A 25,837-nucleotide genomic window follows, 5' to 3' on the forward strand; every position below is an offset into this window, starting at 1 on the left:
AGGGCATGACTGGTACTCCCCTCCGCGTGGGCCTGGTCGGCTACGGCCTCGCCGGCTCCGTGTTCCACGCCCCGCTGATCGCCGCCACCGAGGGTCTCGCCCTCGACACGGTGGTCACCTCCCACCCCGAGCGGCAGGAGCAGGCCCGCGCCGAGTTCCCGGACGTACGCGTCACCGCCGGCGCCGACGGCCTGCTCGCCCGCGCCGACGAGCTGGACCTGGTCGTCATCGCCTCCCCGAACAAGACGCACGTACCGCTGGCCACCGCCGCCCTGACGGCGGGCCTGCCGGTCGTGGTCGACAAGCCGCTCGCCGGCACCGCCGCCGAGGCACGCGAGCTGGCGGCCCTCGCCGGGGAGCGCGGCCTGCTCCTCTCCGTCTTCCAGAACCGCCGCTGGGACAACGACTTCCTGACCCTGCGCCGCCTCGTGGCCGACGGCGAGCTGGGCGACGTATGGCGCTTCGAGTCCCGCTTCGAGCGGTGGCGGCCGCAGCCGAAGGGCGGCTGGCGGGAGTCCGGCGACCCGGCGGAGATCGGGGGTCTGCTGTACGACCTCGGCAGCCACCTCGTGGACCAGGCGCTGGTGCTGTTCGGCCCCGCCGCGTCGGTGTACGCCGAGGCGGACGTCCGCCGGCCCGGCGCGCAGACCGACGACGACACCTTCATCGCCGTCACCCACACCAGCGGCGTCCGCTCCCACCTCTACGCCTCCGCGACGACGGCCCAGCTCGGCCCGCGCTTCCGGGTGCTCGGCTCGAAGGCCGGGTTCGTGAAGTACGGCCTCGACCCGCAGGAGGCGGCCCTGCGCGAGGGCGGCCGCCCGGGGCCCGGCTGGGGCACCGAACCGGAGGAGCTGTGGGGCCGGCTCGGCTCCGGCGAGTCCCCGACGACCGGCGGCGGAACACCCGTACAGACCCTCCCCGGCGACTATCCGGCCTACTACGCTGCGGTGGCCGAGGCACTGATCGACGGCGGCCCGAACCCGGTCCCGGCCGTCGAGGCGGCCGCCGCCCTCGACGTGCTGGAGGCGGCCCGCCGTTCGGCACGAGACGGAGTGGTGGTGACGCTGTGATGGGCGCCCATGAGCTGACCCCGAAGTTCACCCCGGAGATCACCCCGACGCTGGAGGAGCTCCAGGCGCAGGAACGCCGGCTGGTCTTCCGCCGGTTCGACCACGACGACGCGTGGGCCCTCGGCTCGCTCCTCGTCGAGCTGGCCCGGGAACGGCAGGCGCCGGTCGCCGTCGACATCCACCGCGGCGGACAGCAGCTCTTCCACGCGGCGCTGCCGGGTTCCGCCCCCGACAACGACGCGTGGATCGCCCGTAAGCGCCGGGTGGTGGAGCGGTTCGGCGCCTCCTCCTACCTGGTGGGATCCCGCGCCCGCGCCAAGGGCACGACCTTCGAGGAGTCCTCCCGCCTCGACCCCGACACGTACGCGGCGCACGGGGGTTCGTTCCCGATCACCGTGGAGGGCGTGGGGGTCGTGGGCGCGGTGACGGTGTCCGGGCTGCCGCAACTGGAGGACCATCGGTTCGTGGTGGCGGCGCTGGAGCAGTACCTGGAGAAGTTCCGGTAGGGGTCACTGCAAGGGCTTGTCCGAAGGGGGACTCAAGGGCGCTCAGGCGTCCTTGAGTTCCTGCCGCTGCCGCCCCAGCCCCGTGATCTCCAGCTCCACCACGTCACCGGCCCGCAGGAACGGCTTCGGCTCGGGCGCGCCCAGGGCGACCCCGGCCGGGGTCCCGGTGTTCACGATGTCCCCGGGGTACAGGGTCATGAAGTGGCTCAGGTACCGGACGACCTCGCCGACCGGGAAGATCTGGTCCGCCGTCGTCCCGTCCTGCTTCGGTTCACCGTTGACCCACAGCCGCAGGGCCAGGTCCTGCGGGTCGGCGACCTCGTCCGCCGTGACGAGCCACGGCCCCAGCGGGTTGAACGTCTCGCAGTTCTTCCCCTTGTCCCAGGTCCCGCCCCGCTCGATCTGGAACTCCCGCTCGGACACGTCGTGCGCGACGGCGTACCCGACGACATGCCCGAGCGCCTCCTCGGCCGACCCCAGGCAGCGGGCCGTACGGCCGATGACGACCGCCAGCTCCACCTCCCAGTCGGTCTTGACGGACCCGCGCGGGATCAGCACGGTGTCGTGCGGTCCGACGACCGTGTCCGGCGCCTTGAGGAAGACGACGGGCTCGGCGGGCGGCTCGGCCCCGATCTCGCGGGCGTGGTCGTGGTAGTTCAGCCCGATGCACACGACCTTGCCGATCCGGCCCAGCGGCGGTCCGATCCGCAGCCCGGCCGGGTCGAGCACGGGCAGCCCGCCGGACTCCCCGGCCGCGCGGACCCGGCCGAGCGCCGAGCCGTCCGCGAGCAGCGCGCCGTCGATGTCGTCCACGAGCCCGGACAGGTCCCGCAGGGTTCCGTCGGCGTCGAGCAGCGCGGGCCGCTCCGCCCCCGCCGTACCGACTCGCAGCAGCTTCATGGTCACCGTCTCCCTGGGTCGCGGGGTGCCCGCCGAGGGGTGCGGCCGCCGGAGGACTGTCCGATCCTCCAAGCCGGGCGGACACTCCGCAAGACCCGGTTCATGTACTGGACCCGCGGGGGGGGCGCGTGGAGGCGGGTCACTTGTAGAGGACGGCCCGTTCGACGGCGCTCCAGGTCGAGCTGGTGACGACGTACAGCGCGGCGGCCAGCGGGACGACGGCCACGGTGACCAGGGTGAAGAAGGACATGAACGGCATGACCTTGGTGAGCGCGCCCATCCCGGGCACCTCCTGGCCGCCGGTCGCGGGCAGCGGCATCCGCTTGGCGCGCACGTAGTTGAAGCCGGCGACGACCGCGACCAGGGCGAACAGCCCGAGGTAGACGAGACCGGCCCCGCCGACGAGACCGTCCCCGGCGAGCGCGTCGCTCCAGCGGCCGCCGAGGGGCGCGGCGAGCAACTGGTGGTCGAGCAGTTCGTTGCGCGCGCCGCCGATCGAGGAGTTGGAGAAGAGGTGGTAGAGCACGAAGAACGCCGGGAGCTGGAACAGGCTGGGCAGGCAGCCGGAGAGCGGGGACACCTTTTCCTCGGCGTGCAGTTCCAGCACGGCCTTCTGGAGCCGCTCGGGGTGCTTGGCGTGCTTGCGGTGCAGCTCGGCGATCTTCGGCTGCAACGCCGTACGGGCCTTCTGGCCGCGGGCGGACGCCCGGGACAGGGGGTGGACGAGGAGTCGTACGAGTGCGGTGAACAGGACGATCGCGGCGGCCGCGGCGGACGCGCCGAACAGCGGGTTCAGCAGATCGGCGAGATGGCCGACCAGGTCAGCGAAGACGGACATGGGTGAGGAGCCCTCCGGGGGTCTCGTCGTGCCGGGGTGAAGGCCGGGACGGTGGTCGTCCGGGCATGGCGGCGTGACGACCCGCGCGGGGTCAGGAGGTGAGGAGCGCTGCCCTACGTGCTGCCCTACGCGGTGGTCGTCGCGAGGGCGTGGCCCGGCGCCCTGGGGCGGGGCCGGCCGGAGGCGTCCGGATCGCGTTGCGTCAGGAAGGCCGTACGGCGGGCGCGGTCCCTGATGGCCGTACGCACCCGGGTGGGCGGTACGGCGGGGGCGCTGCGCGCGGCGACCAGGGAGCTGACCGCGAGGGCGGAGGAGGCCGCGGCGGTGGCGGCGAGGGCGACGGCGGCGGAGAGGCTGCCGGAGTCCATGAGCAGGACGTCGACGAGGAGGAAGAGCACGAGGAGGACGGGCGTGGCGGCACGGCGTGCGCGCATGGGCCCCCCTCATGGACGGTTCGTCGGATTCCGGTGTTCTTCGCCGGTTATGGATTCCGGTGTTCTTCGCCGGTTATACCTGACCGGCCTCGGTCGGTGCCAGCACGCGCCGCCCGGTGCGGGATCCGTCACGCGGGCACGGGGAGCGCAACCGAACGCGCCTCCCGGTGGCTCTACACGCACATGTACATGAACCCGGACCCGCTCGGGATCACCGGCCGCGCCGGACCGTTCCTCCGTCTGCTCGCCGTACAGCTCGTCCGCTTCGGGTGGGTGCAGGCGCGGTGCTGCGCGTTCGCGGTCGCGCTGTTCGGCGGCATGGCCGTCTCGAAACTGCTCCCGCCCCTGCCGGTGCCCCGCTACGACCTGCTGCTGGTCTACGGCGTCCTGCTCACCGCCGCCGGATACCTGCTGGGCTGGGAGACCCGGCGGGAGGTCGCGGTCGTGGCCGCCTGCCATGTGCTGGGGCTCGCCTTCGAGATCGTGAAGGTGCGCGTCGGCTCGTGGAGCTACCCCGAGCCCGGCTTCGCCATGATCGCGGGCGTGCCGCTGTACGGCGGGTTCATGTACGCGGCCGTCGGCAGTTACGTCTGCCGTTCCTGGCGGCTGCTCGGCCTGTCCCTGACCGGCTACCGCCCCCGCGCCACCGCCGTACTGGCCGTCGCCCTCTACGTGAACTTCCTCAGCCACCACTGGCTGCCCGACCTGCGGCTGCCGCTCGGCGCGCTGCTGCTGCTCGCGACGGCACGGACGTGGGTGTACTTCACGGTCGGCGAACTGCGGCACCGGATGCCGCTGGCGCTCGCGTTCGCGCTGATCGGCTTCTTCCTCTGGCTGGCCGAGAACATCGCCACGTATCTCGGGGCGTGGACGTATCCGTCCCAGCTCGACGGCTGGGAACCGGTCTCGCTGTCCAAGTGGCTCTCCTGGGCCCTGCTGATCAGCGTCACGTTCGTCATCTGCGGGGCCCGCCGGAGGTGAGCGTCCCCCACACCACCAGGCGGTAGCGGGAGGTGTACTCCGGCGTGCAGGTGGTGAGCGTGAGATAGCGGCCGGGGGCGTCATAGCCGTACGACGGTCTGGTCAGGGAGCGGGGCACCGGCGCGATGACGCCGGTGTCGCGGGGCGAGGTCCGCGGGAGGACCGTGCCGACGGTGTACGTGTAGCGGGCGGTCCTGGTCTCGACGGTGATCAGGTCGCCCTTTCTGAGCCGGTCGAGGTGGCGGAAGGGTTCGCCGTGGGTGTTGCGGTGCCCGGCGAGCGCGAAGTTGCCTTCCTGGCCGGGCTGTTGGGTGTGGCGGTAGTGACCGGCGTATCCCTTGTCGAGGACGTTGCGCTTGCCGGTGCCTTCGGCGATGGGGACGCGGAGGGTGAGGCGGGGGATGGTGAGGATGGCGTAGGGGGTGTCGGGGGTGGGGGTGTCGGGGTTCTTGGGGTTCTCGGCGGCGGGGCTGGTGTCGGGCGGGTCGGCGCCGTCGGAGATGCCGGTGCCGCCGCTGCTGTCAGGCGGGGCAGGCAGGCCAGGCGTGTCAGGTTCCCGCCACTCCCGCTCCAACGCCTCCACCCTCCTCTCGGCGCCCTCCTTCGCCTCACGGTTGGTCCACCAGAGCTGGTGGGCGACGAGGAGCAGGAGCACCACCCCGACGGTGACGAGGAGTTCGGCGCCGCCGAGGACCGCCCGCCGGATCCGGGCGCGCCGCCGCAGGGTGCCGTGCTCTACGAGGGGAGTCCGCACGCGGGCACGATAGGCGCGCCGGGCCGAGGCATGAAGACCCGTACACCACCAACTACCGTATAAGGACCGGATGTTCGCCCCCTCGAACGCTCCCCTCCCCCTTTCTCCACAGGTTTGAGAAAGGGCTGTCGGAACCCTCGACAACCCACGCGCCACACCCGATGCTTCGTGTCGGCCGAACGGGACCCGGCATCGGCCACGACTCGGAGCGGAGTAGTCATGATCCGACGCAGGACACTGCTGGCCGCCACCGGCGGAGCGCTCTTCGGAACCGCCCTCGCGACGGGCACCGCCCGTGCCGACGCGACGATCGCCGTCAACCCATCGACCACGTACGGGACTTGGGAGGGCTGGGGCACCTCGCTCGCCTGGTGGGCCAACGTCTTCGGCACCCGTAACGACTTCGCCGACATCTTCTTCACGACGAACTCGGTGACGTACAACGGCACCACGCTCCCCGGCCTCGGTCTGAACATCGCCCGCTACAACCTCGGCGCGTGCGGCTGGAACGCGGTGAACGGCGAGAGCATGGTCGCCTCGCCCAACATCCCGGCGTTCAAGCAGATCGAGGGCTACTGGCAGGACTGGAACAACGAGGACCCGGCGTCGTCGGCGTGGAAGTGGACGGCGGACGCGGCCCAGCGGGCGATGCTCCAGAAGGCGGTGGCGCGCGGCGCGACGACGGAGCTGTTCGCCAACTCCCCGATGTGGTGGATGTGTCTGAACCACAACCCGTCCGGCGCCGCCGGCGGCGGCAACAACCTCCAGTCCTGGAACTACCGCCAGCACGCCTCCCATCTGGCCGCCGTAGCCCTGTACGCCAGGAACAACTGGGGCGTGGACTTCGCGACGGTCGACCCCTTCAACGAGCCCTCGTCGTCCTGGTGGACGGCGACCGGCACGCAGGAGGGCTGCCACATGGACGCGTCGGTCCAGTCGGCCGTACTGCCGTACCTGCGCAGCGAGTTGGACAAACGTGGGCTGACCTCGACACGCATCTCCGCCTCGGACGAGACGAGTTACGACCTCGCGCGGACGACGTGGAACTCCTTCTCGGCCACGACGAAGGGATATGTGGACCAGGTCAACGTGCACGGCTACCAGGGTTCGGGCGGCCGCCGCGACCTGCTGTACACGGACGTGGTGACGGGGTCCGGGAAGAGGCTGTGGAACTCGGAGACGGGCGACAACGACGGCACCGGCCTGACCATGGCCGGCAATCTGCTCTACGACTTCCGCTGGCTGCACCCCACGGCCTGGGTGTACTGGCAGGTGATGGACCCGACGGCGGCCTGGGCGATGATCGCGTACGACGCGGCCACGCTCCAGGCGGGCGCGGTGCAGCCGAAGTACTACGTGATGGCGCAGTTCAGCCGCCATATCCGCCCCGGGATGACGATTCTCGACACGGGCGTGAGCTACGCGGTCGCGGCGCTCGACCGGACGGCGCGGCGGCTGGTGATCGTGGCCGCGAACACGGCCGCCTCCGCCCAGACCCTCACCTTCGACCTGTCCCGCTTCACGACGGTGACGGGCGGTGCGAACGGCGCGGTCCCGCGCTGGAACACGGTCACGACGACGGGCGGGGACCGGTACCGGGCGTACACGGACACGTCCTTGAACGGAAAGACGGTGAGCGTGCCGTTCGCGGCGCAGTCGGTGCAGACGATCCAGGTGGACGGGGTGACGGTGTAGGAGGGCGGGGCGAGGTCACGGTGCGGGAGGGCGGGACCTTTGTCGGCGGTGGGCAGTACGGTGTCGTGCATGCGCCCCGACACGCCTGCCGAAAACGTCGACCACACCGCCGAGGCGGCTCGCCTGGAGCGGACCGCCGGCCTGTACCCGGAGGACGCGGAGGCCCTGCTGCTACAGGCCGCGGCCCACCGTGAACTGTCCGGCGACCGCGCCGGCGCGACCGCGCTCTACGACCGTCTCCTGTCGTCCGCGGAGAGCCTGGACACCCCGCACCTGGTCCGCGCCCTGAAAGCCTCGAACCTGTGGGAGTACGGCCATGAGGCCGAGGCCCGCGCGATCATCGACGGCATCCGCGCGTCCGCCCCGCGCGACCCGGCGCCGTGGGTGATCGTCGCGGAGGCGCTGGAGACCCACGACGAGCTGGAGCAGGCGGAGAAGACGTTCACGGAAGGCGTGCGGCTGCTCCTGACGGACGTGGCCGAGCCGCCGTACGCCACGCATCCGCTCCTCTTCGGCCGTCACCGGGTGCGCCGGATGCTGGGCGCGGCCCACGACGACTGGGACGTGACGGCGGACGCCCTGCACTCCTCCCCCGTCTCCCTGGACGAACTCCACGACCCCAAGCGGGTGTGGTCCCTCGGCTCGGACAACCCGGCGGAACTGGCGGCGGAGATCTCCCGCCTCCGCGCCGAACTCGGCACCTACCGCGAGGCCCTCTCCCGCCCCTTCCCGGTGGCGGTCCTCCACTGGCCGGCCACGGAACTCTCGGAACTCCTGGCCGCGTACCCCGCCCTCTCCTCCGAATACCCCTCCCACGAGGAACACCTCACGGTGATAGAGGCGTCCCTCCGAGAACTCGCCACCTCCGGCACCCCGAACCTCGGCATCGTCACCGGCACGGTCCCCTCCTACGAAGCCTTCGCCGCCTCAGAATCCACGTCCCCGTCCGACCCGAACCTCCTCCCCCAGTACGCGACGACACTGGCGGCAAGGGGGAGAGCGGTGGCTTGGCCTCCGCAGCGGGGGGCGGCTTGTTGGTGTGGGTCTGGGGTGGCTTATGGGGAGTGTCACGGCTGACGGCGGAATACAGCACAGCGTCGCGAAACGATCTCCACGCTGCTCGACGGGTAGTTGCACGCGCATGCCCTGATAGGTGCGAGACTCATGGTGCCGAGTTGCCGTGAGAAGATCGCCAGCTCTCGCATGAACCACCATCCAGAAGGAGAGTCATGTCCTCCAGCGGCCATGAACGCCCGGACTTCGCCCAGCCACTGACCTCGATCGAGATCTGTGCCGGGGCAGGCGGCCAAGCCGTTGGGCTGCACAACGCGGGCTTCGACCACAGCGCCCTGGTCGAGTGGGATCCGCATGCGGTCAACACATTGCGCGCCAACGTGGGAAATTGGCCTGGATGGACTCCAGAAAAAGCTCAGCAAATCAATCCCATGGATGTCCGCGAATTCTTGGGTTCCGATGTCGAAAAAAGCCTCAACCTGAATCCAGGGGATCTTGATCTTTTGGCTGGTGGCGTTCCTTGCCCTCCTTTCTCATTGGCCGGAAAGAGACTGGGAGAGGAGGACGAGCGCGACCTTTTTCCAGCCGCTCTAGAGATCATCGAGAAGCTGCTTCCGAAAGCTGTGATGATCGAGAATGTTCGCGGAATCCTTGAGCCGCCGGAGTTTTTCATTGACTATAGAATCAGGATTCTAGACAGGCTGCGCGACGCGGGCTACATGGTTCCGGAAATCAACGCCCATCAGTCACCCAAGGCTCAGGACATCGTCATGCGTAAAGTATGGCGGCGGCTTGACGCGAAGGATTTCGGCGTTCCCCAGCTGCGTCCGCGAGCCATCCTCGTGGCCATCCACAAGGACGCCATGGAGCAAAGCTCGCACGATTTCAAATGGCCAGTGCATCTTAGGGCTGACGAGGCAACAGTTTTCAGCCGCCTTCGGGAGACTATGCGTGAGCGCTGCGGCGACTTCTGGGAGCTGAACCAAAATGGCAAGCGCGCCAGGCGAGGTGAGCGCACTGGCCAGAACGTGTACGACGACTGGTACGAAGCGGCCGAGAAGGCAGCCGCCGCAGGCCGAGGAATCGCCCCGACTTTGGTAGGCGGCTCCAAGAAGCACGGTGGAGCCGACCTCGGCCCCACCCGCGCTAAGCGGGCCTGGGCGACCATGAACGTGGACGCCATGGGAGTTGCGAATGACCGCGATGAATGCATCCCCGAGCGCGATCTGTTCAGGCCTGCAGGCCCCATGTTGACGGTTGAACAGGCGGCAATCATTCAGGGGTTCCCGCGGAAATGGAATTTCCGCGGCGGGAAGACCGCCCGCTATCGCCAGGTCGGCAACGCCTTTCCACCGCCGGTAGCCGAAGCAGTGGGACGCGCCATCGCGGCAGTTTTGCGCCCAGACCACCGGTCCGAACTGCTGGCCAATTACGCCATGGAACTGAGCGACAGCCTTGACTCTGAGCCTATCGGCTCCGGGACAGAGCAGATGGAATTGTCGGTGTCAGCCAGCCCGGCGGCTCAGAACCGCGTCGGCGATCTGGCTGGCACACGCGTCTGATGGCTCATGCTCCCAGAAACGGAGCACGAGCCATCCCGCCTCAGCCAGCCGTTGGTCCGTGTCACGGTCCCTCGTGACATTCCGGAGCACTTTCTCCGACCAGTAACCCGAGTTTGTCTTCGGCGGAACATAGTGCTCGGGACAGCCATGCCAATAGCATCCGTCGATGAATACCGCGACCTTCACCGGCCGGAAGACCAAGTCAGCCGTCCGGCGAAGGCCTGGTAGCGGGCGGGCCGCAACGCGGTAGCGAAGCCCCTTGGCGTGCACCAGCCGACGGATCAACTGTTCGGGCTTCGTGTCACGGCTCCGGATCGCCTGCATGTTCCGACGTCGCGCCGCGGACGAAGCCCACGACCCCTCTGGAGCCACCCACTCGGTTTCGTTGGTCACATTTTCAGAGAGTAGTCGGCATCCCCATCCCGCCGACAGGAAAGTCCGTCGTACGTCAGCGGCTGCCCACGTGGCTCAGCAGGGCTTCCACGTCACTGGGCGCAAGCCCAGCTCCCACCGACGGTTCCTCCTCAAGATCGGCTAGCTGCTGAACCGTCGGGTCATCAAGGATTCGCCCCATGAAGTCCAGCTTCTTCTCCAGCCTGATGGCTACCACCTCATCAACCGTCTTGCGGGCCGCCAGGACGGTGACCCTGGTCTCGGTATCCGGCGCCAGCCCGAGCCGGTGAATGCGGTCGAGGCTCTGCAGGAAGCGGCCGGCCATAAAGTCACGGTCGACATAAATCGCGTCATGGCAGACGTGGTGCAGGCTGATGCCCTCACCCAGCGTGGCTGGATTGGAGATCAGCACCATGCAGCTCGGGTCTTCACGGAAGCGCCTGAGCTGTTCATCACGGTCTAGGGTGCCGCCGTAGACCACAGCAGGGTTGTACTTCTCCAGCATGCGTTCCAGGGTCGTCAGGCTCCGGACAAAGGTCGTCCAGAGCAGCGTCTTCCGGCCGCGCGCCGCGTTCTCCGCGATGATCGCGACTGCTTCCTTGTACTTGGGCGACAGTTCGTGGTCAGGCAGGGACTGCATGAGCGAATACAACGAGCTGTTCTCCGGAATCTCGAGTGGCGGAAGCTGGTAGGCCAGAGGTTCGTACCTGCTCCCCCCTTCCAAGAGGAGTGCGGGGCTGACCGCGGCCATTAGCAGGCGAAGCGCCGTCCTGCCGAGAGCGCTGAGATCATCTCGGGCTCGATCCGCTTTTGCGCCTTGGGCCAGCGATTCATAGATCTCGTCGTGAAGGGGGGGCATGTCCACGTAGCGCAAGCTCAGCTGTACGGGAGGCAGGCCAAGCTCGTGCTTGGTTGTCCGGGTGAACAATGGCCGCAAGACCGAACTCGCATAGGCCAGGTCACCGCCTGCCACCGCCTGAACCACCGTGCGCTGGCCATGCCCCGGCCAGACGAAGCCCAGCAGGTTCTCCAGATCCTTGGCCCCGTTGGGCGCGGGCGTTCCCGTGAGGATGAGACGCCGCGCGGCTAGCGGCCCCAACGCCATGCAGGCGGCTCCGTACGTGCCTCGCGCGCCCAGCTTCATCCGATGCGCCTCATCCAAAATAATCATGGCTGGTCCCGCTTTGAGCCATCCAGCCAACAAGGCGAGCTGGCGGTCAAGGCGCTCGTAATTGACGATCAGAACCTCGGTCCACTGGTCCATTGAGCCATCGAGCACATGGGTCCGCAAGGCGTACTTGAAGCATACGGCTGTCTCATAACGCCAGGAGTCATAAGCCGATTTGGGGCAGACGACCAGCAACCGTCCCACTCGCCCCTCTGCCTTCTGAGCTGCGTACACGGCGAGAGCAACACGGGTCTTACCTGCGCCGGGGACGCTGAAATTAGCTCCGTGCTGGAGAGAAAGAAGCTTGGCGATATCGCGGAGCTGGAACTCGCTGAGCTCGCCCTGCCAAGTCTCTCCAAGGAGGCCGCGCACCTCGCCGGCCGTCGTTTCCGTGGGCCCCTGCGCCTCGTCGAGGCGTTCCTTGACCGTGTTCGCATCCTGCACGACGCCGGCCACCAGCGTGCGCAACTCCGCTTCCCACTCAACGCCTTGCGGATGCGGCCAGGAGCCGAGCGCACCTAGGTCCCCGAGGAGTTCGTCCAGCGCGATCGACGCACTAAGGGGGCCCAGCTGGCCGCCCGTACGGAAACGGGCGGCCAGCTGGACGAGATCCTGCCGGTACTCATCGGTGGTACGCAGTACGACACGGGTACGGGTCTCATCGAATCCGAGTCGCAGAGAGGTGCCTTCAGCGCCGAGCGTCATGCCGTGGGCTCCACCGTCGCGGCCTCAAGCAACCAGGCGACGCCGTCACCAGGGTCGGGCAGACCTCGGCCGGCCTGCTGCGCCAGCTTGCGGAGGCTGTTGCGGAGGTTGAGGACAGCGTCGTCGAACGCTTCCTCGTCCAGGCTGCGGGACGACCTCGCCTGAACCAGGTCCGCCACACACTGATCGATGCTGGCACATGCCTCCGCAAGCCGGGCAGGAGCAAGCTGCTTGCGCTTACGCAAGCGGGCGCTCCGGCCCGCCTCATCGATCGCCTTGTCGAAAGCGTCCTTCGCCTCGCTGATGACCTCCTGCTTTTCGGCCCTCTCTCCTTCCGCGAGGTCATGGACACCGGCGCCCACCATGGCCTTGGCCCGAAGGACACGGTCGTTCAGGGCCCGGGCCTCCGACACCGCGGAAGAGGAGGCGGGAACGGTAAGGCCGAGCCCCGGAATGAGCACCCCGGCATTCTCAGGCGTCGAGGCGCTGGCAGCCTCCGGGGCGGGGAGCATGCGGCCAAGGCCGCCCTTGAGGAAGTGCTCGTCAATGTGCCGCACATCCGTCTTGGAGAATCCCAGGAGGATGGCGGCCAGCCGCCACTCCTTGAGCACCTCCGCCTGGTCCCTGTCCACCGACTCCAGCTTCATGTAGAGCCTGTGCAGTTCCTTCAGACGTTCCTGGGCCCCCTCCCAGTCGACCAGGCGCAGCTTGGAGCCGCCCCCGCTCGCACTGCGCTCGATCAGCTCCCGGACAGTGCTGAGGATCCAGCGCTCCTGGTGGTACGTCTTCACCTGGATCCTGAAAGCCTTGGCGATCTGTTCCGGAGTCCGTCCCAGAGCAGCCTGCTCCTCCATCGCGATGAGGCGGTTGATGTAGGAGTAGTCCCTGCGGTGATCCTTGCGGAGCTGCAAGGACAGCTCAACGGCGTTGATGTCAGCCCAGGTGAACGACTCAGGCAGGACTCCGACGCGCATCGACTGCACGCCGAGTTCCCGCAGCGCGCAAGCCCTGGTGTTTCCGTTGACCAGGATGCCGTGGTGGGTGACGAGGCCCGGATCGTTCTGCCCGAACTGCTTGAGGCTGTCCTTCAGACCGTCGAAGTCCGTGTCGCGGAGGTTGGGGTCGGTCGGCGAAGCCTGAAGGAGGAACCTCAGGTAGTCCTGGCTCTCCGCGCTCCACGGATCTTTGTCCAGGCCCTCGTCACGGACGGGGTCATGGCTGCGCTGGGCCCGAATCCGGTGAGTGCCAGGGTTGAAGTACAGGCTGCTGATCGGGAGGTCAATGACCTCAACGTGAGCCTGCTGCTCGTTCCAGTCGACGGTCACGGTCTCGCGGGTACCGCCGGTGTCACGGACTTCCCGGACCTTCGTCCTGATCAGTTCACTAAACTCATCCGCCCTCGGCGGCGCGGCGAACTCCCGCATCATTGTTGTCTCCGCTCCGTCAGTCGTTGTCGCCGGCCAGCGCGGCGGCCACGGCCTTGCGCGCGTTCTCAGGAAGGCTGCGGTAGACACCCCACGCCTTCTCCAACGGCCCAAGCGTGCGCTGATCAGCCTCGATCCAGGCAGTCAGCACCTGGCGCTCCATCGGGGCGAGGGCATTCACCTGAGCCAGCACCTGAGCCAGCTCCACCGTCCGCTCGCTGCCCCCCGCGCCGCACCGCTTGCACTCCGTCACGGTCTGGTAATCCGTCGAACCATCCGGCAGCAGCACCTTGCGCCGGGCAATGTTCAGTACGGCCGGAGTAATGCTGTCCTCGTAGAGCTCGCCGGCGGCAACGCCACAGGCGCGGCACATGTAGCTGTCAGCCGCGAGGATCTTGGCCCGCTGCGCCGCCGTGATGCTCGCCTTGTGCTTCGGCGCCTTAGCCTTGCCCGGGAGCCACACTTCCGCTCCGGCGGCGACGAAACGCTGCTCCTGCTGCGTCAACGTCGGATCATCACGGCTCGTGTCAATCTTCCAGCCGTGATCCCGGAGGTCCCGCAGCCGCCGGTCAATCTGCGCGACGTCCGGAAACGCCTCGCGCAGCTCGACCTTCGTGAACGTCCCGTCCACCCCCACAACCTGAAGAAGCCACAAGGCCGTACGCGCCATGCTTCCCAGGTTCTCGCTCTGCCAAGACGGCAGGGTCATTTCTTGATCCTCCAGATCCGCTAAACGACAGCAACGACATAGCAGGCGACAAACCTAGCCATAGGCCGCCACCAAAATAAATCGCCCCAAGGTGCACATAAAGTGCGCCAGGGACCCGCCCCAGCCAACCGCCGCGTGACGTTTTACGGCGCCGCAAGCGATTGCCTGAGGAAATTCTCGCATGACCGATCAGCGCGAGGTCAAGTCCATAACTCTTGCGACAAAAACAGCAAGTACACTCCGCCGCCTACGGCACAATCGACAGTGCGGCAGTTCTGACCCCAGACCGGCCGTGCATCAAACGGCACACGGAACGCTAGGGGTGATCAGTACATGACACGCTCGAGACCTGGCCAGGGCTGGGTAGCCAAGACGATCAGCAGTGACGTTCCGCCCGGGAAGCGGGAGCTGGCGCTGCGGATCCAGCAGCTATGCCGCCACTTGACAGGTGAAAGCGGAGCAAAAAAGGGCATTCTAAAGCCAACCCAGGCCCAAGCGGCGAAACGTCTCGGGATTTCCGAGACGTCACTTTCGCGATTCCTGAGCGGATACTCCGTTCCCGCAATGGAGCTGCTAGCGCTGATACACGCATCCGCCCGCGAGGACGCGGCCAGCGACTTCCCTGCCGACATCACACTCGCCGACCTGCGGAATCTGCGAGACCGGGCAAACGCGGACCACTGCGACAGCTGCGTGACACTGCGCGCGGAGCTTGAGCAGCTAGGTGAGCGCTCCAGGAAGGGCAGTCCGCAGACCCCAGCTGCAGTCGTCGGGCCAGCGGACATCTCCACCGAGGGCACGCATCCGCGATCCATCGTGATGCGCCTCACCCAGCAGCTCGGCACCCTGGAGGCCCAGCGAGATCAGCTACAGCAACGTTGTGATCACTCAGAGGCCGAAGCTGACCGCCTCAGGGCGGAAATCGCACAGCTCGGCTCACGCCTTGCCTCTGCGGCGGCAAGGGGGGCCGGCCTCAAATCCCGTCCGGCAGCAGCCGCAGCAAGCCAGTCAGATCCGCTGCCGGTCCCCCCATCAGCAAGGGACCGGCAGCGGACTGCCTCGGCCGGGCGAGCCGCCGGGAACATTGCCGCCAAGGCTGGCGCCCTCCAGAGAGGCGGCCGGCAAGGCAGCATGTTGTCACTCCTGCATCACACGGTGCGCACGTTGAGTCATGCGGAGATCGCGGCGCTCATGTGCTTGTTGCGCCACCAGCAGGAGCGGGAGCTTGCCGACAACCTGATCCACATCTACGGACGGGACCAGAGTCATCAGGATGTCGTCCAGGTGGCGTTGGAACTCCATGAACGCGGGGCTCCTGACGACGCAGGCACCTTGCTACGTATCCGCGCCACTCTGTGACCGGCACACGACGGGGGTTCCGCCGCTGCCTCTCGATGCCGCATCGGCGTCCCGTGTGGCGGGACGCACCTCTCCACTTGCCACGCCACCATGGTGCTCCCGGAGACGAGCTGCGAGCACAACAACGTCTCGCCGGATCGTCTCGCGGCCGGCCGACACCTCGGCCGCGCGCCGATACCCACGGCGCTGCGTCACGACCCGGACCGAGGTGATCCGACGACGGTGTGCGGTCGGGCCTCGTAGTCGGACTGCGCACGATCGAGGACCTGATCCACGTCGCAGCCGTGCGCACCGAGCCAGAGGAGGAAGTCGGTGATGATCGTGATCACCGACTCCTCCGCCGGAAATCGACGACGAGAGCTCGGCCGGTTCCGGCCGGGAGGACGCATCGACACCGAGCCGGCGCAGTGGAACTCCAGCAACGCCTCGGCCCGCTCCACCCTGGGGCAGTCGACATGCCCGTTCGGCGAGGTGAGGCCGGTCGGGAGTTCGCACCAGGTGATCTTCCGGTCGCCGTCCGGCAGCACACCCCACCGCACGGCGAGCGCGTCGACCAGGGCCATCCCCCGCCCACCCTCCGATTCCCCACCGGCGTCCAGGAGAGTGGGAAGGGCGCGAGGGTCGGGGTCGTGGACCTCGATGCGCAGCCGTACTCCGTTCATCGAGACGGCGAGGGTGGCGCGGGTTCCGGGGCCGACATGCGTGATGACGTTGGACACCAGCTCGCTGACGCAGAGTTCGGCGTCGTCGGTGAGGTCGTGCAGCCCCCAGAGGCCCAGGTGCAGCCGCATGACGCGACGCAGGCCGGCCACCTCGGCCGGATCGGCCGTGAAGGCGAGGTCCCAGGGTTTGCGCGTCATGCAGGTCTCGTGGTCCACCAGAACCCCTCCGGTCGCAGGCGATCCCCTCGAAGCACGCACTGTCACGAGAGGTCACGTTCTGTTTCTTCGCCATCAGAGTGGAGCGTGCGCATCCCTTCGTGCAATGTGCACGGCGAGATTCCCACGTCCGAGTGATTGGCAGCCCGCGCCCTTGGCGCGAGACTGAACACCCGCTATTCCGAACGGGGTTGATATGGCCGGATCGCCCACGGCTCGCCGTCGTCGTCTGTCGATCGAGCTGAAGAAGCTCCGGGAGCAGAACGACTTCACCTGCGCGCAGGTCGGCGCGGCCCTGGACTGGAGCGGTTCCAAGGTCAACCGGATGGAGACGGGCAGCGGGCGGGTCCAGCCCTCCGACATCGACGCCCTGTGCCGCTTCTACGGCACGGGGGACGAACTGCGCGAGTTCCTCAAGTCGTTGGCCCGGCAGGCGAAGGTACGGGGCTGGTGGCAGGAGCACGGTTCCGGGATCCCGGAGTGGTTCAACATCTACATCGGTCTGGAGCAGGACGCGTCCACCTTCCGCCAGTACCAGTGCGAACTGATCCCCGGACTCATGCAGACCCCCGAGTACGCCTCGGAACTCCACACGGTCGGGGCGCACATGCCCACCGCGGACATCGAACGGGCCGTGCGTGTGCGCATGGAACGGCAGGCCATGCTGAGTGGTCCCGACGCCCCCGAAGCCTGGTTCATCGTGAACGAGGGCGCTCTTCGCAAGGTCGTCGGGGATCGGGGCCTGATGAGGGAGCAGCTCGAACGGGTCCTGGACTCGGCCCGCTTGCCGGCCGTGACCCTTCAGGTGCTTCCGTTCGACTCGGGGACCTGTCCGGTCACGGGGTCCTTCACCATGCTGGGCTTTCCCGCCCCGGAGGACCCCGACCTCGTCTACCGGGACGGCATCACCGATGCGGTCTACCTGGAGGGCGAGCATCATGTCCGCGAGTACACCCGGGCGTTCGACGGACTGCGGGCGGCAGCCCTGAGTCCTCGACGTTCGACCCAACTGATCGAAACGGTCCTGAAGGAATACGCCAAGTGAGTCTTGCAAAGTCCGACGCGGACGGCGTTCGGGTGTGGTTCACGTCCTCGTACAGCAACGGCGCGGGAGGGGAGTGCGTCGAGTGCGCACCGACCGATGACGGCACCCTGGTGCGGGACTCGAAGACATCGGGAGTGCCCGTGGTGACGTTCGGAAGGGAGCCCTGGCTCTCTTTCATAGCCACGCTGAAGAACCGCACCCTCGCAGAGTGACGGCACATGACGTGCACGGGGGAGGCACGCCAAATGTGCGGCCATGGCGACCATTACGAGTGCCGAGAGCGCTGTGCAGTACGCCCGTGAGTACGGGTGGAGCACGGACCGGTGCAAGGGCTCTACAGCACGGGAAGCGGCTCGGATCGTGTCATCGACGGCATGACCTCCAAGGACCCCAAGGTCGCGGCTCTGGAGAACGTTCTCGCCGAGTTGGTGTGAGTTCAGTCCAGGGCTTCGATGGCCCGGAGGATCAGGGCTCGTGCTTCGGCGCCGTAGACGGCCATGCCGCGTAGTTGCTCGAAGGTCTTGAGGTACAGGGAGATCTCCGACGGCTGGGTGACGTTGACCTCGGCGGAGACCAGTTCGATGGAGACGAGCGTGTCGTCGTGGATGTCGAACGTCTCCTGCGGCCACAGTGTCCGCTCGCGCGTTGCCATCGGAATGATGCCGAAGGACACGGCCGGAAGCGCTCCGGCGGTGAGGAGATGGCCGAGTTGCGCGGCCATGGCGTCCGCGGCGCCGAGTCGGTAGTGGAGAACCGCCTCTTCGACGACCATCACGAAACGGTGGCCCTGCTCGTGGATGATCCGGGAGCGCCGGAGACGCGCCGCCGCAGCTTCCTCCGCGTCGTCGGGTACGCCGAGCAGTCGGGCGTTGGCGCTCAGCAGGGCACGGGCGTAGCCCTCCGTCTGCAACAACCCGGGGACGACGACCGGGGAGTACACGCGCAGCACGTCCGTCGACCGGTACAGCTCCACATAGCTGTCCTGCAGTCTCCGTAGACCTGACCGCACCCGCTGTCGCCACTCGCGGTACAACGACTCCGCGTCCTGGGAGGCGGCGATCAGGTCCTGGACCTCGTCGTCGGCTCCCGTCGCACGGCACCACGCGCGGATGTCCGCGGGCGAGGGCGGTGTCCTGGCGTTCTCGATGCGGGATGTCTTGGCGTGGTGCCAGTGGCAGAGCGAGGCCAGCTCGGTGACCGTGAGATCGGCGTTTCTCCTCAAGTCGCGCAGTCGTCGCGCCACGCCTTCGCGTGCCGCCTGTGCCGAGGAGGACGGGGATATGGACATGGGCCGGCCTGCGCTGCTTCCTGTCAGTGTCAGTGGATCTCGTAGTCGTCGTGCGGGACAGCACGCTCCCACACTGCCTCGAAGGCGTCCGAACATTGCTTCACGACGGTCGGTTCGGTCCGCAGTTCCATGGCCGGGTCGCCCCAGTCGCCCGAACCCGAGAAGTGATTGAAGAGGACCTGCGTCCCGTCGAAGATCCACAGGTCGGCGCCCGGAAGCAGCAGGTCGGCCGCCGATCGACGAGGGAGCCAGCGGACCTGTTCGCCTGCCTGCACGTTGACGACGGTTCCGGCGTGCTCGTACCGGATGTAGTCGGTGACGGGCTCGGACACGATGCGAGCACGTCGTACGACGACGCCGCGGCCGACAGCGCGGGAGATCATGTCGACCCAGGGTGCCCAGTACTCCGAGGTGGGGTCCGTGTCCCGTCGGCCGGTGCGGATCCAGGCGTCGTAGTCCTCGGCCTCGTCGCCGACCGCGTACTGATCGCGCATTTCGAGGTGGACGGCCGACGTTCGCGCGGCCTCCATCAACTCGTCAAAGCTGGGCACGTTCTGCGGCATCGCACGCCTCCCTCAGGACGGGCACGAGGCGGGCGGGGACACGCACCACCGTTTCGTGGTCGGGGATGCCCTCCGCATGCCCGGGGGCGGGATTCGCCACGCACTGGGCCCTCGTCTCCGCGTCCGCGATGTAGCTCTGGATCACGATGTCCGCGGTCTCCGGATCCACCCAGGCCGTGGGTGAGCCGTTCTTTCCCGTGTCCGGGTCGATGCCGATGAAGCGTAAGCGCATGCCTGCCTCCTGGGGCCGCTGCGGTGCGTTGATGTGCGTCCAATCTCCTGGGGTGCGAGCTGTCGGTCAAGGGCGTGAAGTGCCATTAGCTGCGCTTCTTATGCATACGCACATCCATGCACATCGCTGGCCGTGTTGCGGTGGCCGCTCCTAACTTCGTGGCCGTCTGCCGCTTCGAGCGGCGCCACCACGAAAGAGGTCGGCTCATGACCGCCACCACCTTCAACACCACTCCCCGCACCGGCCGTTCCCTGGTCTCCACCGGTCGACGTCGTGAGGTGGTTGCGGGCAGCCGGGTTCGAGGTACGGCGGACGTGACGGTATGGCTCTGACCGAGTTGCGCGGGGTCGGGCGGGTGACCGTCTTTCCGCTTGAAGACCTCACCGTCGCCTACACCACCCGGTCCGGCGACGGGCGCGGGCTCGGGGAGGCCGCCCGTTGGATTCTCATCCAGGCGAGTCGGGCCCGGGTGGTCGCCGCGTTCACCGACTTGCGGGACGTGAAGTGGACGGCGTACGTCCGCAGGCGTTTCGTGCTCGATGCGCTGTTCGCCAATCATGAGGTTCTTCTGACCGGGCGGATGGAGTTGCCGGGTCGCTCCCGTTGAGCCTCAAGTTGCAGGGCCCGTGCCGCCGTCGTGCGGATTCTTCGGGTTCGGCCGTGTTCTGACAGGTGGGTGAGGAGGGGGGTGGGGGTGCCCGGGGTTTCGGCCAGGCGGCGTTGGAGCCAGGTCGAGGCCGTGGCCAGGGGGGTCGGGTCCTCGGGGAGGGTGTGCAGGAACGCCCAGTCCGCGAGGCGGTCGGTGAGGTACGGGTCGTCGGCCGTGGTGAGGGCCTTCGTCATCGTCGCTCGCCATGCGGTCCGGGCCGGTTCCGGGGCCTCGCGCAACTCCTCTCCCCTGCGGTCCAGGTGGCGCAGTACCGCCGAGCGGGCCATCGTGCGGTCCGGGTCGTCGGTGAGGATGCGGTGGATCAGGGCCGCCTCTTCGGCCGGGTGCACCGTCGCGAGGGCGTGCAGATGTTCCGTGAAGCGGGCGTGTTCGGCGGGTTCGGGGGCTGTCGGGGACGGGGGTGGTTCCTCGTGCATCGTCTTCCTCTCGCTGTGCGCCATCAGGCCGGGGCGGGCGGCGCGTTAGCCTCGTGGCGTTCCCGATGTTTCAGGAGGAGGCAGGTATGGCCAGGGGTTCCGTGCCCGGTTCGTTGATTGCCGCGGGTGGGCTCGTCGGGGGGTACGGCGTGGCTCGGTGGACGAAGAAGCGGCAACTGGGTGGGGTCGTGCTGGCCGTCGCCGGGGCCGCTGCCGGGCGGGAGTGGCAGCGGCGGGCCGGTGGGAAGGCCGCGGGGGCGCTCGGTGTCGCGTACGTCGCCGCGTTCGCCGGGTCGCATCCGCTGGCCAAGAAGGTGGGCGCCTGGCCGGCCGTCTTCGGCGTCGCCGGGGCCGTCGCGCTCGCCTCGTGGGCGGTGGCCGACCGGGAGAAGTGACCCGGCCCGGCCGTACCCCAGGTCGACTCGCGCTCGCCTTTCGGGCCGTGGCCGACCGGCAGGGGTGACTCAAGGCCCCGTCACATCGGCACCCGCCCCGAGCGGAAAGCCCTGCGGTATGTCTGCGGGCTCGTCCCCGTCACCTTGCGGAAGCGTTCGCGGAACGCCGTCGGGGAGCCGAAACCCGTGCGGGTGGCGATCAGTTCGACCGGGTGGGCCGTCGTCTCCAGGAGGTGCTGGGCGCGGCGGACGCGGGCCCGGTGCAGCCATTGCAGGGGCGTCGTGCCCGTCTGTTCGCGGAAGCGGCGGTTGAGGGTGCGGGTGCTCATGCCGGCGCGGTCGGCGATGCGGTCCAGGGTCAGGTCCTCGCCGCAGTTGTCCTCCAGCCAGGTCAGCAGCGGCTCCAGGGTCGCCCCGGCGGGGGCCGGCGGGATGTCGTGGGCGATGAACTGGGCCTGGCCGCCCTCCCGTTCGAGGGGCATCACCGCCATCCGCGCGGCCTGTGCGGCCACCGCCGAGCCGTGGTCACGGCGGATCATGTGCAGGCACATGTCCAGGGCCGCGGCCGCGCCCGCCGAGGTGAGGAACTGGCCGTTGTCGACGTAGAGGACGTCCGGGTCGACCGTCACCCTCGGGTAGCGCGCCGCCAGGTCCGGCGCGGCGATCCAGTGCGTGGTGGCGCGCAGCCCGTCCAGCAGGCCCGTCGCGGCGAACAGGAACGCGCCGACGCACACCGAGGCGATCCGGGTGCCGTCCGCCGCGGCCGCGCGCAGCGCCTCCGTGACGCCCGGCGGCAGCTCCGGCGGGGGCTCGGCGACCCCGGGCAGGACGATCGTGTCCGCCTCCGCGAGCGCCTCCAGGCCGTACGGGGCGCGGATCGTGAAGCCGCCCGCCCGCACCTCGCCCCCGCCGTCGGCCGAGCAGACCTTGACCCGGTACGCCTCACCGCCGTCCGGGAGGCGCGCCCAGCCGAAGGTGTCCACCGGGGCGGAGAGGTCGAAGGGGATGACTCCGTCGAGGGCGAGTACGGCCACCGTGTGCATCCCACGATCCTAGGCCGCCCCCTGGCGAGAATCCGTCGGACCCTGGCACTCCTGCCACTTCTGCCCTCCACCGGTGCCGCCTAGCGTCGGGGCCGTGACCAAACTGCTCCTCGCCCTCCATGTCCTCGCCGCGATCGTCGCGATCGGACCCGTGACCGTCGCCGCCAGCATGTTCCCGCCCGCCGCCCGCCGGGCCCTGGCCGCGCCCGACGACGAGCGGGCCCAAGGGACCGTGCATCTGCTGCACCGGATATGCCGGGTGTACGCCGGTGTCGGCATCGCCGTGCCCGTCCTGGGGTTCGCCACGGCGAGCGCGATGGGGGTGATGGGCGACGCCTGGCTGATCGCGTCGACCGTGCTGACGGTGCTGGCCGCCGGGGTGCTCCTGGTGCTGGTGCTGCCCCGGCAGGAGGCGCTGGCCGAGGGCGGCGGGGACGCGGCGGTGACCGTGCGGCTCGCCATGTTCACGGGGGTCTTCAACCTGCTGTGGGCGACCGTGACCGTGCTGATGATCGTACGACCGGGGTCCACGACCGGGGCCTGAGCGCCCCCCGGCCTAAGTCGCCCACCGGGGCCTGAGCCCCCCACCCCAGTCGACCACCGGGGCCCGAACACCCCCGACCCCACTCGCCCACCGGGGCCCGAGCGCCCCAAAAAAACACCCCGCCCCCGAAGTCCTCAGGCCCGGCCCCCCTCCGCCGAAGCCGAGGCCGAAGCCGCAGTCGCAGTCGAAGCCGCAGCCGGCGCCGGCGCCGCCGACAGCGGACGCGCCACGTCCTCCAGCGACCGCCGCTCCGCCTTGACCGCCAGGAACGCCGCCACCAGACCCGCCGCGCACATCAGCGTCGCGCCGATCTGGAAGGCGAGGACCGTGTCGCCGACCTTGCCCGTGCCGGTGAGGTCGGCGAAGAGCAGCGGGCCGCTGATGCCGCCGGCGGCGGTGCCGAGGGCGTAGAAGAAGGCGATGGACATGGCCCTGGTCTCCATCGGGAAGATCTCGGAGACCGTGAGGTACGCGCTGGAGGCGCCGGCCGAGGCGAAGAACAGCACCGCGCACCAGCAGGCCGTCATGGTGCTCGCGCTCAGCGCGCCCTGGTCGAAGAGCCAGGCCGTGAGGAAGAGCAGCACGCCGGACAGGAGGTACGTCGAGGAGATCATCACGCGGCGGCCCAGCGTGTCGAACAGCTTGCCCAGCAGCAGCGGGCCGCAGAAGTTGCCGATCGCGATGACGGCGAAGTAGTAGCCGGTGTTGCCGCTCGGGACGTCGAAGAACGTGGTCAGGATCGCGCCGAAGCCGAAGGTGATCGCGTTGTAGAGGAACGCCTGGCCGATGAAGAGGGAGAAGCCGAGCACCGCCCGCCTGCGGTACGTGCCGAACACGGTCCGCGCGATCTCGGCGAACGTCGTGCTCTCCCGCTGGTGGATCACCAGCTCGCCCTCGGCGCGCGGCAGGGGCTCGCCGCGCTCGGCCGTGACGCGTTCCTCGATCGAGGCGACGATGTCTTCCGCCTCCCGGTCCCGCCCGTGGATCAGCAGCCAGCGCGGGCTCTCCGGGACGTGCCGCCGTACGAGGAGGATCACCAGCGCGAGGACGGCGCCGAGCGCGAAGGTCAGCCGCCAGCCGACGTCCGCCGCGAAGAGGTCGGTGTTCAGCGCGACGACCGAGAGCAGGGAGCCGGCCACCGCGCCCAGCCAGAAGCTGCCGTTGATCATGAGGTCGACGCGGCCGCGGTACTGGGCCGGGATCAGCTCGTCGATCGCGGAGTTGATCGCCGCGTACTCGCCGCCGATGCCGAAGCCGGTGAGGAAGCGGAAGAGCAGGAACCACCAGGTGTCGAAGGAGATCGCGGTCAGCGCGGTGGCGCCCAGGTACACCGCGAGGGTGATCATGAACAGCCTCTTGCGGCCCCAGCGGTCGGTCAGCCGCCCCCAGAACAGGGCGCCGATACAGGCACCGGCCACATAGAGGGCGGCGGCGATACCGGTGACCTGGCCGGAGGTGATCGGCAGACCGCTGCCGGGCTCGGAGAGCCGGCCGGCGATGTTGCCGACGACCGTGACCTCCAGGCCGTCCAGGATCCATACGGTGCCCAGGCCGATGACGATGGTCCAGTGCCAGCGCGACCACGGCAGCCGGTCCAGCCGCGCGGGAATGTCGGTGGTGACGGTGCGGCCGGTCCCGGCCCGGGCGGTGGTCATGGGGCGCCCCTCCTCGTCGAGAGCGGAACGCAGACCAGGTTCCCCGGACCGGACCGATCACGCCCCCCGAGCCCCCCCGACGCCCCCGACACCATCGCCCTTCACACGTTCACGCCCCCAGCGCCCGCGCCACCGTATAGATCAGCAGCCCCGCCAGCGAACCGACCACCGTGCCGTTGATCCGGATGAACTGGAGGTCGCGGCCGATGTGCGCCTCGATCTTGCGGGTGGTGTGCTCGGCGTCCCAGCCGGCCACCGTGTCGGTGATCAGGGAGGTGATCTCCTTGCGGTACGTCGTCACGACGTGCACCGCCGCGCCCTCCACCCAGCGGTCGACCTTCTCCTGCACCTTGGGTTCGGTCGCCATCCGTGCCCCCAGGGAGAGCAGCGAGGCCCGTACCCGCAGCCGCAGCTCGCTGCGCTCGTCCTCCGCGGCGGCCACGATCATGGAGCGTACGGCGGTCCAGACGGAGGCGATCAGGTCCTGCACCTCGCCGCGGCCCAGCACCTCGCCCTTGAGCCGCTCCACCCGCGCCCGTGTCTCGGTGTCGGACTGGAGGTCGGAGGCGAAGTCGGTGAGGAAGCGGTCCAGGGCGGCGCGCGCCGGGTGCGAGGGCATGTCCCGCATCTCCGCGCTGAACCGCAGCAGCTCCTTGTAGACGCGCTCCCCGACCCGCTTGTCCACGAACCTCGGCGTCCAGCCGGGCGCGCCGCCCTGTACGGCGTCCATCACGGAGTCGCCGTGGAACACCAGCCAGTCGTGCGCCCGGGACACCACCAGGTCGACGGCCCTGCGGTGACCGCCGTCGGCGACGATCCGTTCCAGCAGCTTGCCGAGGCCGGGCGCGATCTCCTGGGCGTCCGCCCGGCGGGTGATCGCCTCGCCGACGACCGCCTGGACGTCGGTGTCGCGCAGCACGGCCAGGGCGCCGCGCAGGGCGGTCGCCAGCTCGGCCGTCACCCGGTCGGCGTGCTCGGGCTCCGCCAGCCAGCCGCCGAGCCGGCTGCCGATGCCGACGGTGCGCAGCCGCTGCCGTACGACGTCCCGGGAGAGGAAGTTCTCGCCGACGAACTCGCCGAGCGAGACGCCGAGCTGGTCCTTCTTGTTCGGGATGATCGCGGTGTGCGGGATGGGCAGGCCCAGCGGGTGGCGGAACAGGGCCGTGACCGCGAACCAGTCGGCGAGCGCGCCGACCATGCCGGCCTCGGCGGCCGCCGCCACATAGCCCGCCCAGGGGCCCGCGCCCTGGTGGGAGGCCCATTCGGCGAGGGCGTAGACGAGCGCCACGAACAGCAGCAGGCCGGTCGCGGTGATCTTCATACGCCGTACGCCGCGGCGTTTCTCCTCGTCGGCGGCGCTGAAGACGTTCATGGTGCGGGGCGCCCCCGCCACGGCGGGTTCGGCCTGCGCTTGCGTGCGTTCCATCGGTTCCACCCGTTCGACTCCACCCGTTCGACGCCACACGTTCCGGTGCCCGCGGGCGGTCCGCGGCCATTGTCCCCACTTGGGGTACCCCGTGAGGTACTCCATGAGGTCCCCACTTGAGCGACTCCTGGAACGAATCAGGAGTTCCCGACGTCTGTCAGACGGGG

At 68.8% G+C, this 25,837-nt stretch carries 29 protein-coding genes; 13 read left to right on the forward strand and 16 right to left on the reverse strand.

The genetic code is table 11. From position 1 onward, the window contains the following. Positions 1-5: 5 nt before the first annotated feature. Positions 6-1,073: a Gfo/Idh/MocA family oxidoreductase gene (locus G6W55_RS09830; RefSeq protein ID WP_175520408.1), complete on the forward strand. Its 1,068-nt coding sequence runs from the start codon at positions 6-8 to the stop codon at positions 1,071-1,073. Next, positions 1,073-1,579 (forward strand): heme-degrading domain-containing protein, encoded by a 507-nt coding sequence (locus tag G6W55_RS09835; RefSeq protein WP_175520409.1) that lies wholly within the window; start codon positions 1,073-1,075, stop codon positions 1,577-1,579. The genes G6W55_RS09830 and G6W55_RS09835 overlap by 1 nt, the downstream gene beginning before the upstream one ends. A 42-nt stretch (positions 1,580-1,621) precedes the next feature. Here the strand turns inward: G6W55_RS09835 and G6W55_RS09840 are convergent, their stop codons facing one another. From G6W55_RS09840 to G6W55_RS09850, 3 genes are all read right to left on the reverse strand, one after another. After that, positions 1,622-2,479, reverse strand: a complete 858-nt coding sequence (locus G6W55_RS09840; protein ID WP_175520410.1) for a fumarylacetoacetate hydrolase family protein — start codon at positions 2,477-2,479, stop codon at positions 1,622-1,624. A gap of 139 nt (positions 2,480-2,618) precedes the next feature. Beyond that, positions 2,619-3,317 carry a YidC/Oxa1 family membrane protein insertase gene (locus G6W55_RS09845; protein WP_175520411.1) on the reverse strand — a complete coding sequence of 233 codons (699 nt, stop codon included), beginning with the start codon at positions 3,315-3,317 and terminating at the stop codon, positions 2,619-2,621. A 125-nt stretch (positions 3,318-3,442) separates the two neighbouring features. After that, positions 3,443-3,751, reverse strand: coding sequence for a DUF6412 domain-containing protein (locus tag G6W55_RS09850; protein ID WP_175520412.1), 309 nt, complete (start codon positions 3,749-3,751; stop codon positions 3,443-3,445). 189 nt (positions 3,752-3,940) lie between these two features. Between G6W55_RS09850 and G6W55_RS09855 the strand changes: the two genes are divergently transcribed. Continuing rightward, positions 3,941-4,732 carry a DUF817 domain-containing protein gene (locus G6W55_RS09855; protein ID WP_175520413.1) on the forward strand — a complete coding sequence of 264 codons (792 nt, stop codon included), beginning with the start codon at positions 3,941-3,943 and terminating at the stop codon, positions 4,730-4,732. Here the strand turns inward: G6W55_RS09855 and G6W55_RS09860 are convergent. After that, entirely contained in the window at positions 4,707-5,486 is a 780-nt protein-coding gene (locus G6W55_RS09860; protein ID WP_175520414.1) for a class E sortase, read from the reverse strand. The genes G6W55_RS09855 and G6W55_RS09860 overlap by 26 nt on opposite strands. 219 nt (positions 5,487-5,705) lie before the next feature. Here G6W55_RS09860 and G6W55_RS09865 point away from each other — a divergent pair, with 219 nt between their 5' ends. The 3 genes from G6W55_RS09865 (at position 5,706) to G6W55_RS09875 (ending at position 9,757) form a co-directional block, all read left to right on the forward strand. After that, entirely contained in the window at positions 5,706-7,181 is a 1,476-nt protein-coding gene (locus tag G6W55_RS09865; protein WP_175520415.1) for a beta-1,6-galactanase, read from the forward strand. A 69-nt stretch (positions 7,182-7,250) separates the two neighbouring features. Next, a complete protein-coding gene (locus tag G6W55_RS09870; RefSeq protein ID WP_175520416.1) occupies positions 7,251-8,258 on the forward strand; it encodes an SEC-C domain-containing protein in 1,008 nt (335 codons plus the stop codon). Positions 8,259-8,410: 152 nt separating this feature from the next. Then, entirely contained in the window at positions 8,411-9,757 is a 1,347-nt protein-coding gene (locus G6W55_RS09875) for a DNA cytosine methyltransferase (RefSeq protein ID WP_175520417.1), read from the forward strand. Here G6W55_RS09875 and G6W55_RS09880 read toward each other — a convergent pair. The 4 genes from G6W55_RS09880 to G6W55_RS09895 all read right to left on the reverse strand — a co-directional run bounded on the left by G6W55_RS09880 (position 9,701) and on the right by G6W55_RS09895 (position 14,156). Continuing rightward, positions 9,701-10,129, reverse strand: coding sequence for a very short patch repair endonuclease (locus G6W55_RS09880; protein WP_256861388.1), 429 nt, complete (start codon positions 10,127-10,129; stop codon positions 9,701-9,703). The two genes, G6W55_RS09875 and G6W55_RS09880, sit on opposite strands and share 57 nt — an antisense overlap. A gap of 76 nt (positions 10,130-10,205) precedes the next feature. Further along, positions 10,206-12,023, reverse strand: a complete 1,818-nt coding sequence (locus G6W55_RS09885) for a DEAD/DEAH box helicase (protein WP_175520418.1) — start codon at positions 12,021-12,023, stop codon at positions 10,206-10,208. Next, a complete protein-coding gene (locus G6W55_RS09890) occupies positions 12,020-13,447 on the reverse strand; it encodes a hypothetical protein (RefSeq protein WP_309243666.1) in 1,428 nt (475 codons plus the stop codon). The genes G6W55_RS09885 and G6W55_RS09890 overlap by 4 nt, the downstream gene beginning before the upstream one ends. A 19-nt stretch (positions 13,448-13,466) precedes the next feature. Then, positions 13,467-14,156, reverse strand: a complete 690-nt coding sequence (locus G6W55_RS09895) for a hypothetical protein (protein ID WP_030780142.1) — start codon at positions 14,154-14,156, stop codon at positions 13,467-13,469. A gap of 333 nt (positions 14,157-14,489) precedes the next feature. Here G6W55_RS09895 and G6W55_RS09900 point away from each other — a divergent pair, with 333 nt between their 5' ends. Next, on the forward strand, positions 14,490-15,515 hold the full coding sequence (locus G6W55_RS09900) for a helix-turn-helix domain-containing protein (RefSeq protein WP_175520420.1): 1,026 nt from the start codon (positions 14,490-14,492) through the stop codon (positions 15,513-15,515). Between the two features lie 191 nt (positions 15,516-15,706). Here G6W55_RS09900 and G6W55_RS09905 read toward each other — a convergent pair whose 3' ends face one another. After that, positions 15,707-16,375 carry an ATP-binding protein gene (locus tag G6W55_RS09905; RefSeq protein WP_175520421.1) on the reverse strand — a complete coding sequence of 223 codons (669 nt, stop codon included), beginning with the start codon at positions 16,373-16,375 and terminating at the stop codon, positions 15,707-15,709. A 214-nt stretch (positions 16,376-16,589) separates the two neighbouring features. On the opposite strand from G6W55_RS09905, the gene G6W55_RS09910 reads away from it, so the two are divergent. Together G6W55_RS09910 and G6W55_RS09915 are read left to right on the forward strand one after the other, a co-directional pair. Continuing rightward, a complete protein-coding gene (locus tag G6W55_RS09910) occupies positions 16,590-17,438 on the forward strand; it encodes a helix-turn-helix transcriptional regulator (RefSeq protein WP_175520422.1) in 849 nt (282 codons plus the stop codon). Next, positions 17,435-17,650 carry a DUF397 domain-containing protein gene (locus tag G6W55_RS09915; RefSeq protein ID WP_175520423.1) on the forward strand — a complete coding sequence of 72 codons (216 nt, stop codon included), beginning with the start codon at positions 17,435-17,437 and terminating at the stop codon, positions 17,648-17,650. Before G6W55_RS09910 ends, G6W55_RS09915 begins: the two co-directional genes overlap by 4 nt. A gap of 224 nt (positions 17,651-17,874) precedes the next feature. On the opposite strand, the gene G6W55_RS09920 is transcribed toward G6W55_RS09915, so the two are convergent. Genes G6W55_RS09920 through G6W55_RS09930 form a run of 3 tightly spaced genes read right to left on the reverse strand, consistent with a single transcriptional unit; the run spans position 17,875 to position 19,521 of the window. After that, entirely contained in the window at positions 17,875-18,726 is an 852-nt protein-coding gene (locus G6W55_RS09920) for a helix-turn-helix transcriptional regulator (protein ID WP_175520424.1), read from the reverse strand. Between the two features lie 29 nt (positions 18,727-18,755). Continuing rightward, complete coding sequence (locus G6W55_RS09925) at positions 18,756-19,289, reverse strand: DUF6879 family protein (protein WP_175520425.1); 534 nt, start codon at positions 19,287-19,289, stop codon at positions 18,756-18,758. Beyond that, positions 19,264-19,521: a hypothetical protein gene (locus G6W55_RS09930; protein WP_085207570.1), complete on the reverse strand. Its 258-nt coding sequence runs from the start codon at positions 19,519-19,521 to the stop codon at positions 19,264-19,266. Before G6W55_RS09930 ends, G6W55_RS09925 begins: the two co-directional genes overlap by 26 nt. A 206-nt stretch (positions 19,522-19,727) precedes the next feature. On the opposite strand from G6W55_RS09930, the gene G6W55_RS39210 reads away from it, so the two are divergent. Both G6W55_RS39210 and G6W55_RS09935 read left to right on the forward strand, forming a co-directional pair. Further along, positions 19,728-19,853, forward strand: a complete 126-nt coding sequence (locus tag G6W55_RS39210; protein WP_303049899.1) for a hypothetical protein — start codon at positions 19,728-19,730, stop codon at positions 19,851-19,853. Further along, the gene (locus G6W55_RS09935) at positions 19,844-20,128 is read left to right on the forward strand and encodes a hypothetical protein (protein WP_175520426.1); all 285 of its coding nucleotides are present in this window, start codon (positions 19,844-19,846) and stop codon (positions 20,126-20,128) included. Before G6W55_RS39210 ends, G6W55_RS09935 begins: the two co-directional genes overlap by 10 nt. On the opposite strand, the gene G6W55_RS09940 is transcribed toward G6W55_RS09935, so the two are convergent. Then, positions 20,077-20,607 (reverse strand): hypothetical protein, encoded by a 531-nt coding sequence (locus G6W55_RS09940; RefSeq protein ID WP_175520427.1) that lies wholly within the window; start codon positions 20,605-20,607, stop codon positions 20,077-20,079. The genes G6W55_RS09935 and G6W55_RS09940 overlap by 52 nt on opposite strands. A gap of 86 nt (positions 20,608-20,693) precedes the next feature. On the opposite strand from G6W55_RS09940, the gene G6W55_RS09945 reads away from it, so the two are divergent. Further along, the gene (locus G6W55_RS09945) at positions 20,694-21,002 is read left to right on the forward strand and encodes a hypothetical protein (RefSeq protein WP_175520428.1); all 309 of its coding nucleotides are present in this window, start codon (positions 20,694-20,696) and stop codon (positions 21,000-21,002) included. An 80-nt stretch (positions 21,003-21,082) separates the two neighbouring features. On the opposite strand, the gene G6W55_RS09950 is transcribed toward G6W55_RS09945, so the two are convergent. Then, positions 21,083-22,045: a GlxA family transcriptional regulator gene (locus G6W55_RS09950; protein ID WP_175520429.1), complete on the reverse strand. Its 963-nt coding sequence runs from the start codon at positions 22,043-22,045 to the stop codon at positions 21,083-21,085. A gap of 94 nt (positions 22,046-22,139) precedes the next feature. On the opposite strand from G6W55_RS09950, the gene G6W55_RS09955 reads away from it, so the two are divergent. Then, positions 22,140-22,589: a hypothetical protein gene (locus G6W55_RS09955; RefSeq protein WP_085207574.1), complete on the forward strand. Its 450-nt coding sequence runs from the start codon at positions 22,140-22,142 to the stop codon at positions 22,587-22,589. Between the two features lie 134 nt (positions 22,590-22,723). Here the strand turns inward: G6W55_RS09955 and G6W55_RS09960 are convergent, their stop codons facing one another. Then, positions 22,724-24,244 (reverse strand): MFS transporter, encoded by a 1,521-nt coding sequence (locus G6W55_RS09960; protein WP_175520430.1) that lies wholly within the window; start codon positions 24,242-24,244, stop codon positions 22,724-22,726. 109 nt (positions 24,245-24,353) lie between these two features. Further along, positions 24,354-25,670, reverse strand: coding sequence for a DUF445 domain-containing protein (locus G6W55_RS09965; RefSeq protein WP_175520431.1), 1,317 nt, complete (start codon positions 25,668-25,670; stop codon positions 24,354-24,356). Positions 25,671-25,837: the final 167 nt, after the last annotated feature.

Source organism: Streptomyces sp. CAI-85 (assembly GCF_013363615.1).
GTDB classification, from domain to species: Bacteria; Actinomycetota; Actinomycetes; order Streptomycetales; family Streptomycetaceae; genus Streptomyces; species Streptomyces antibioticus_B.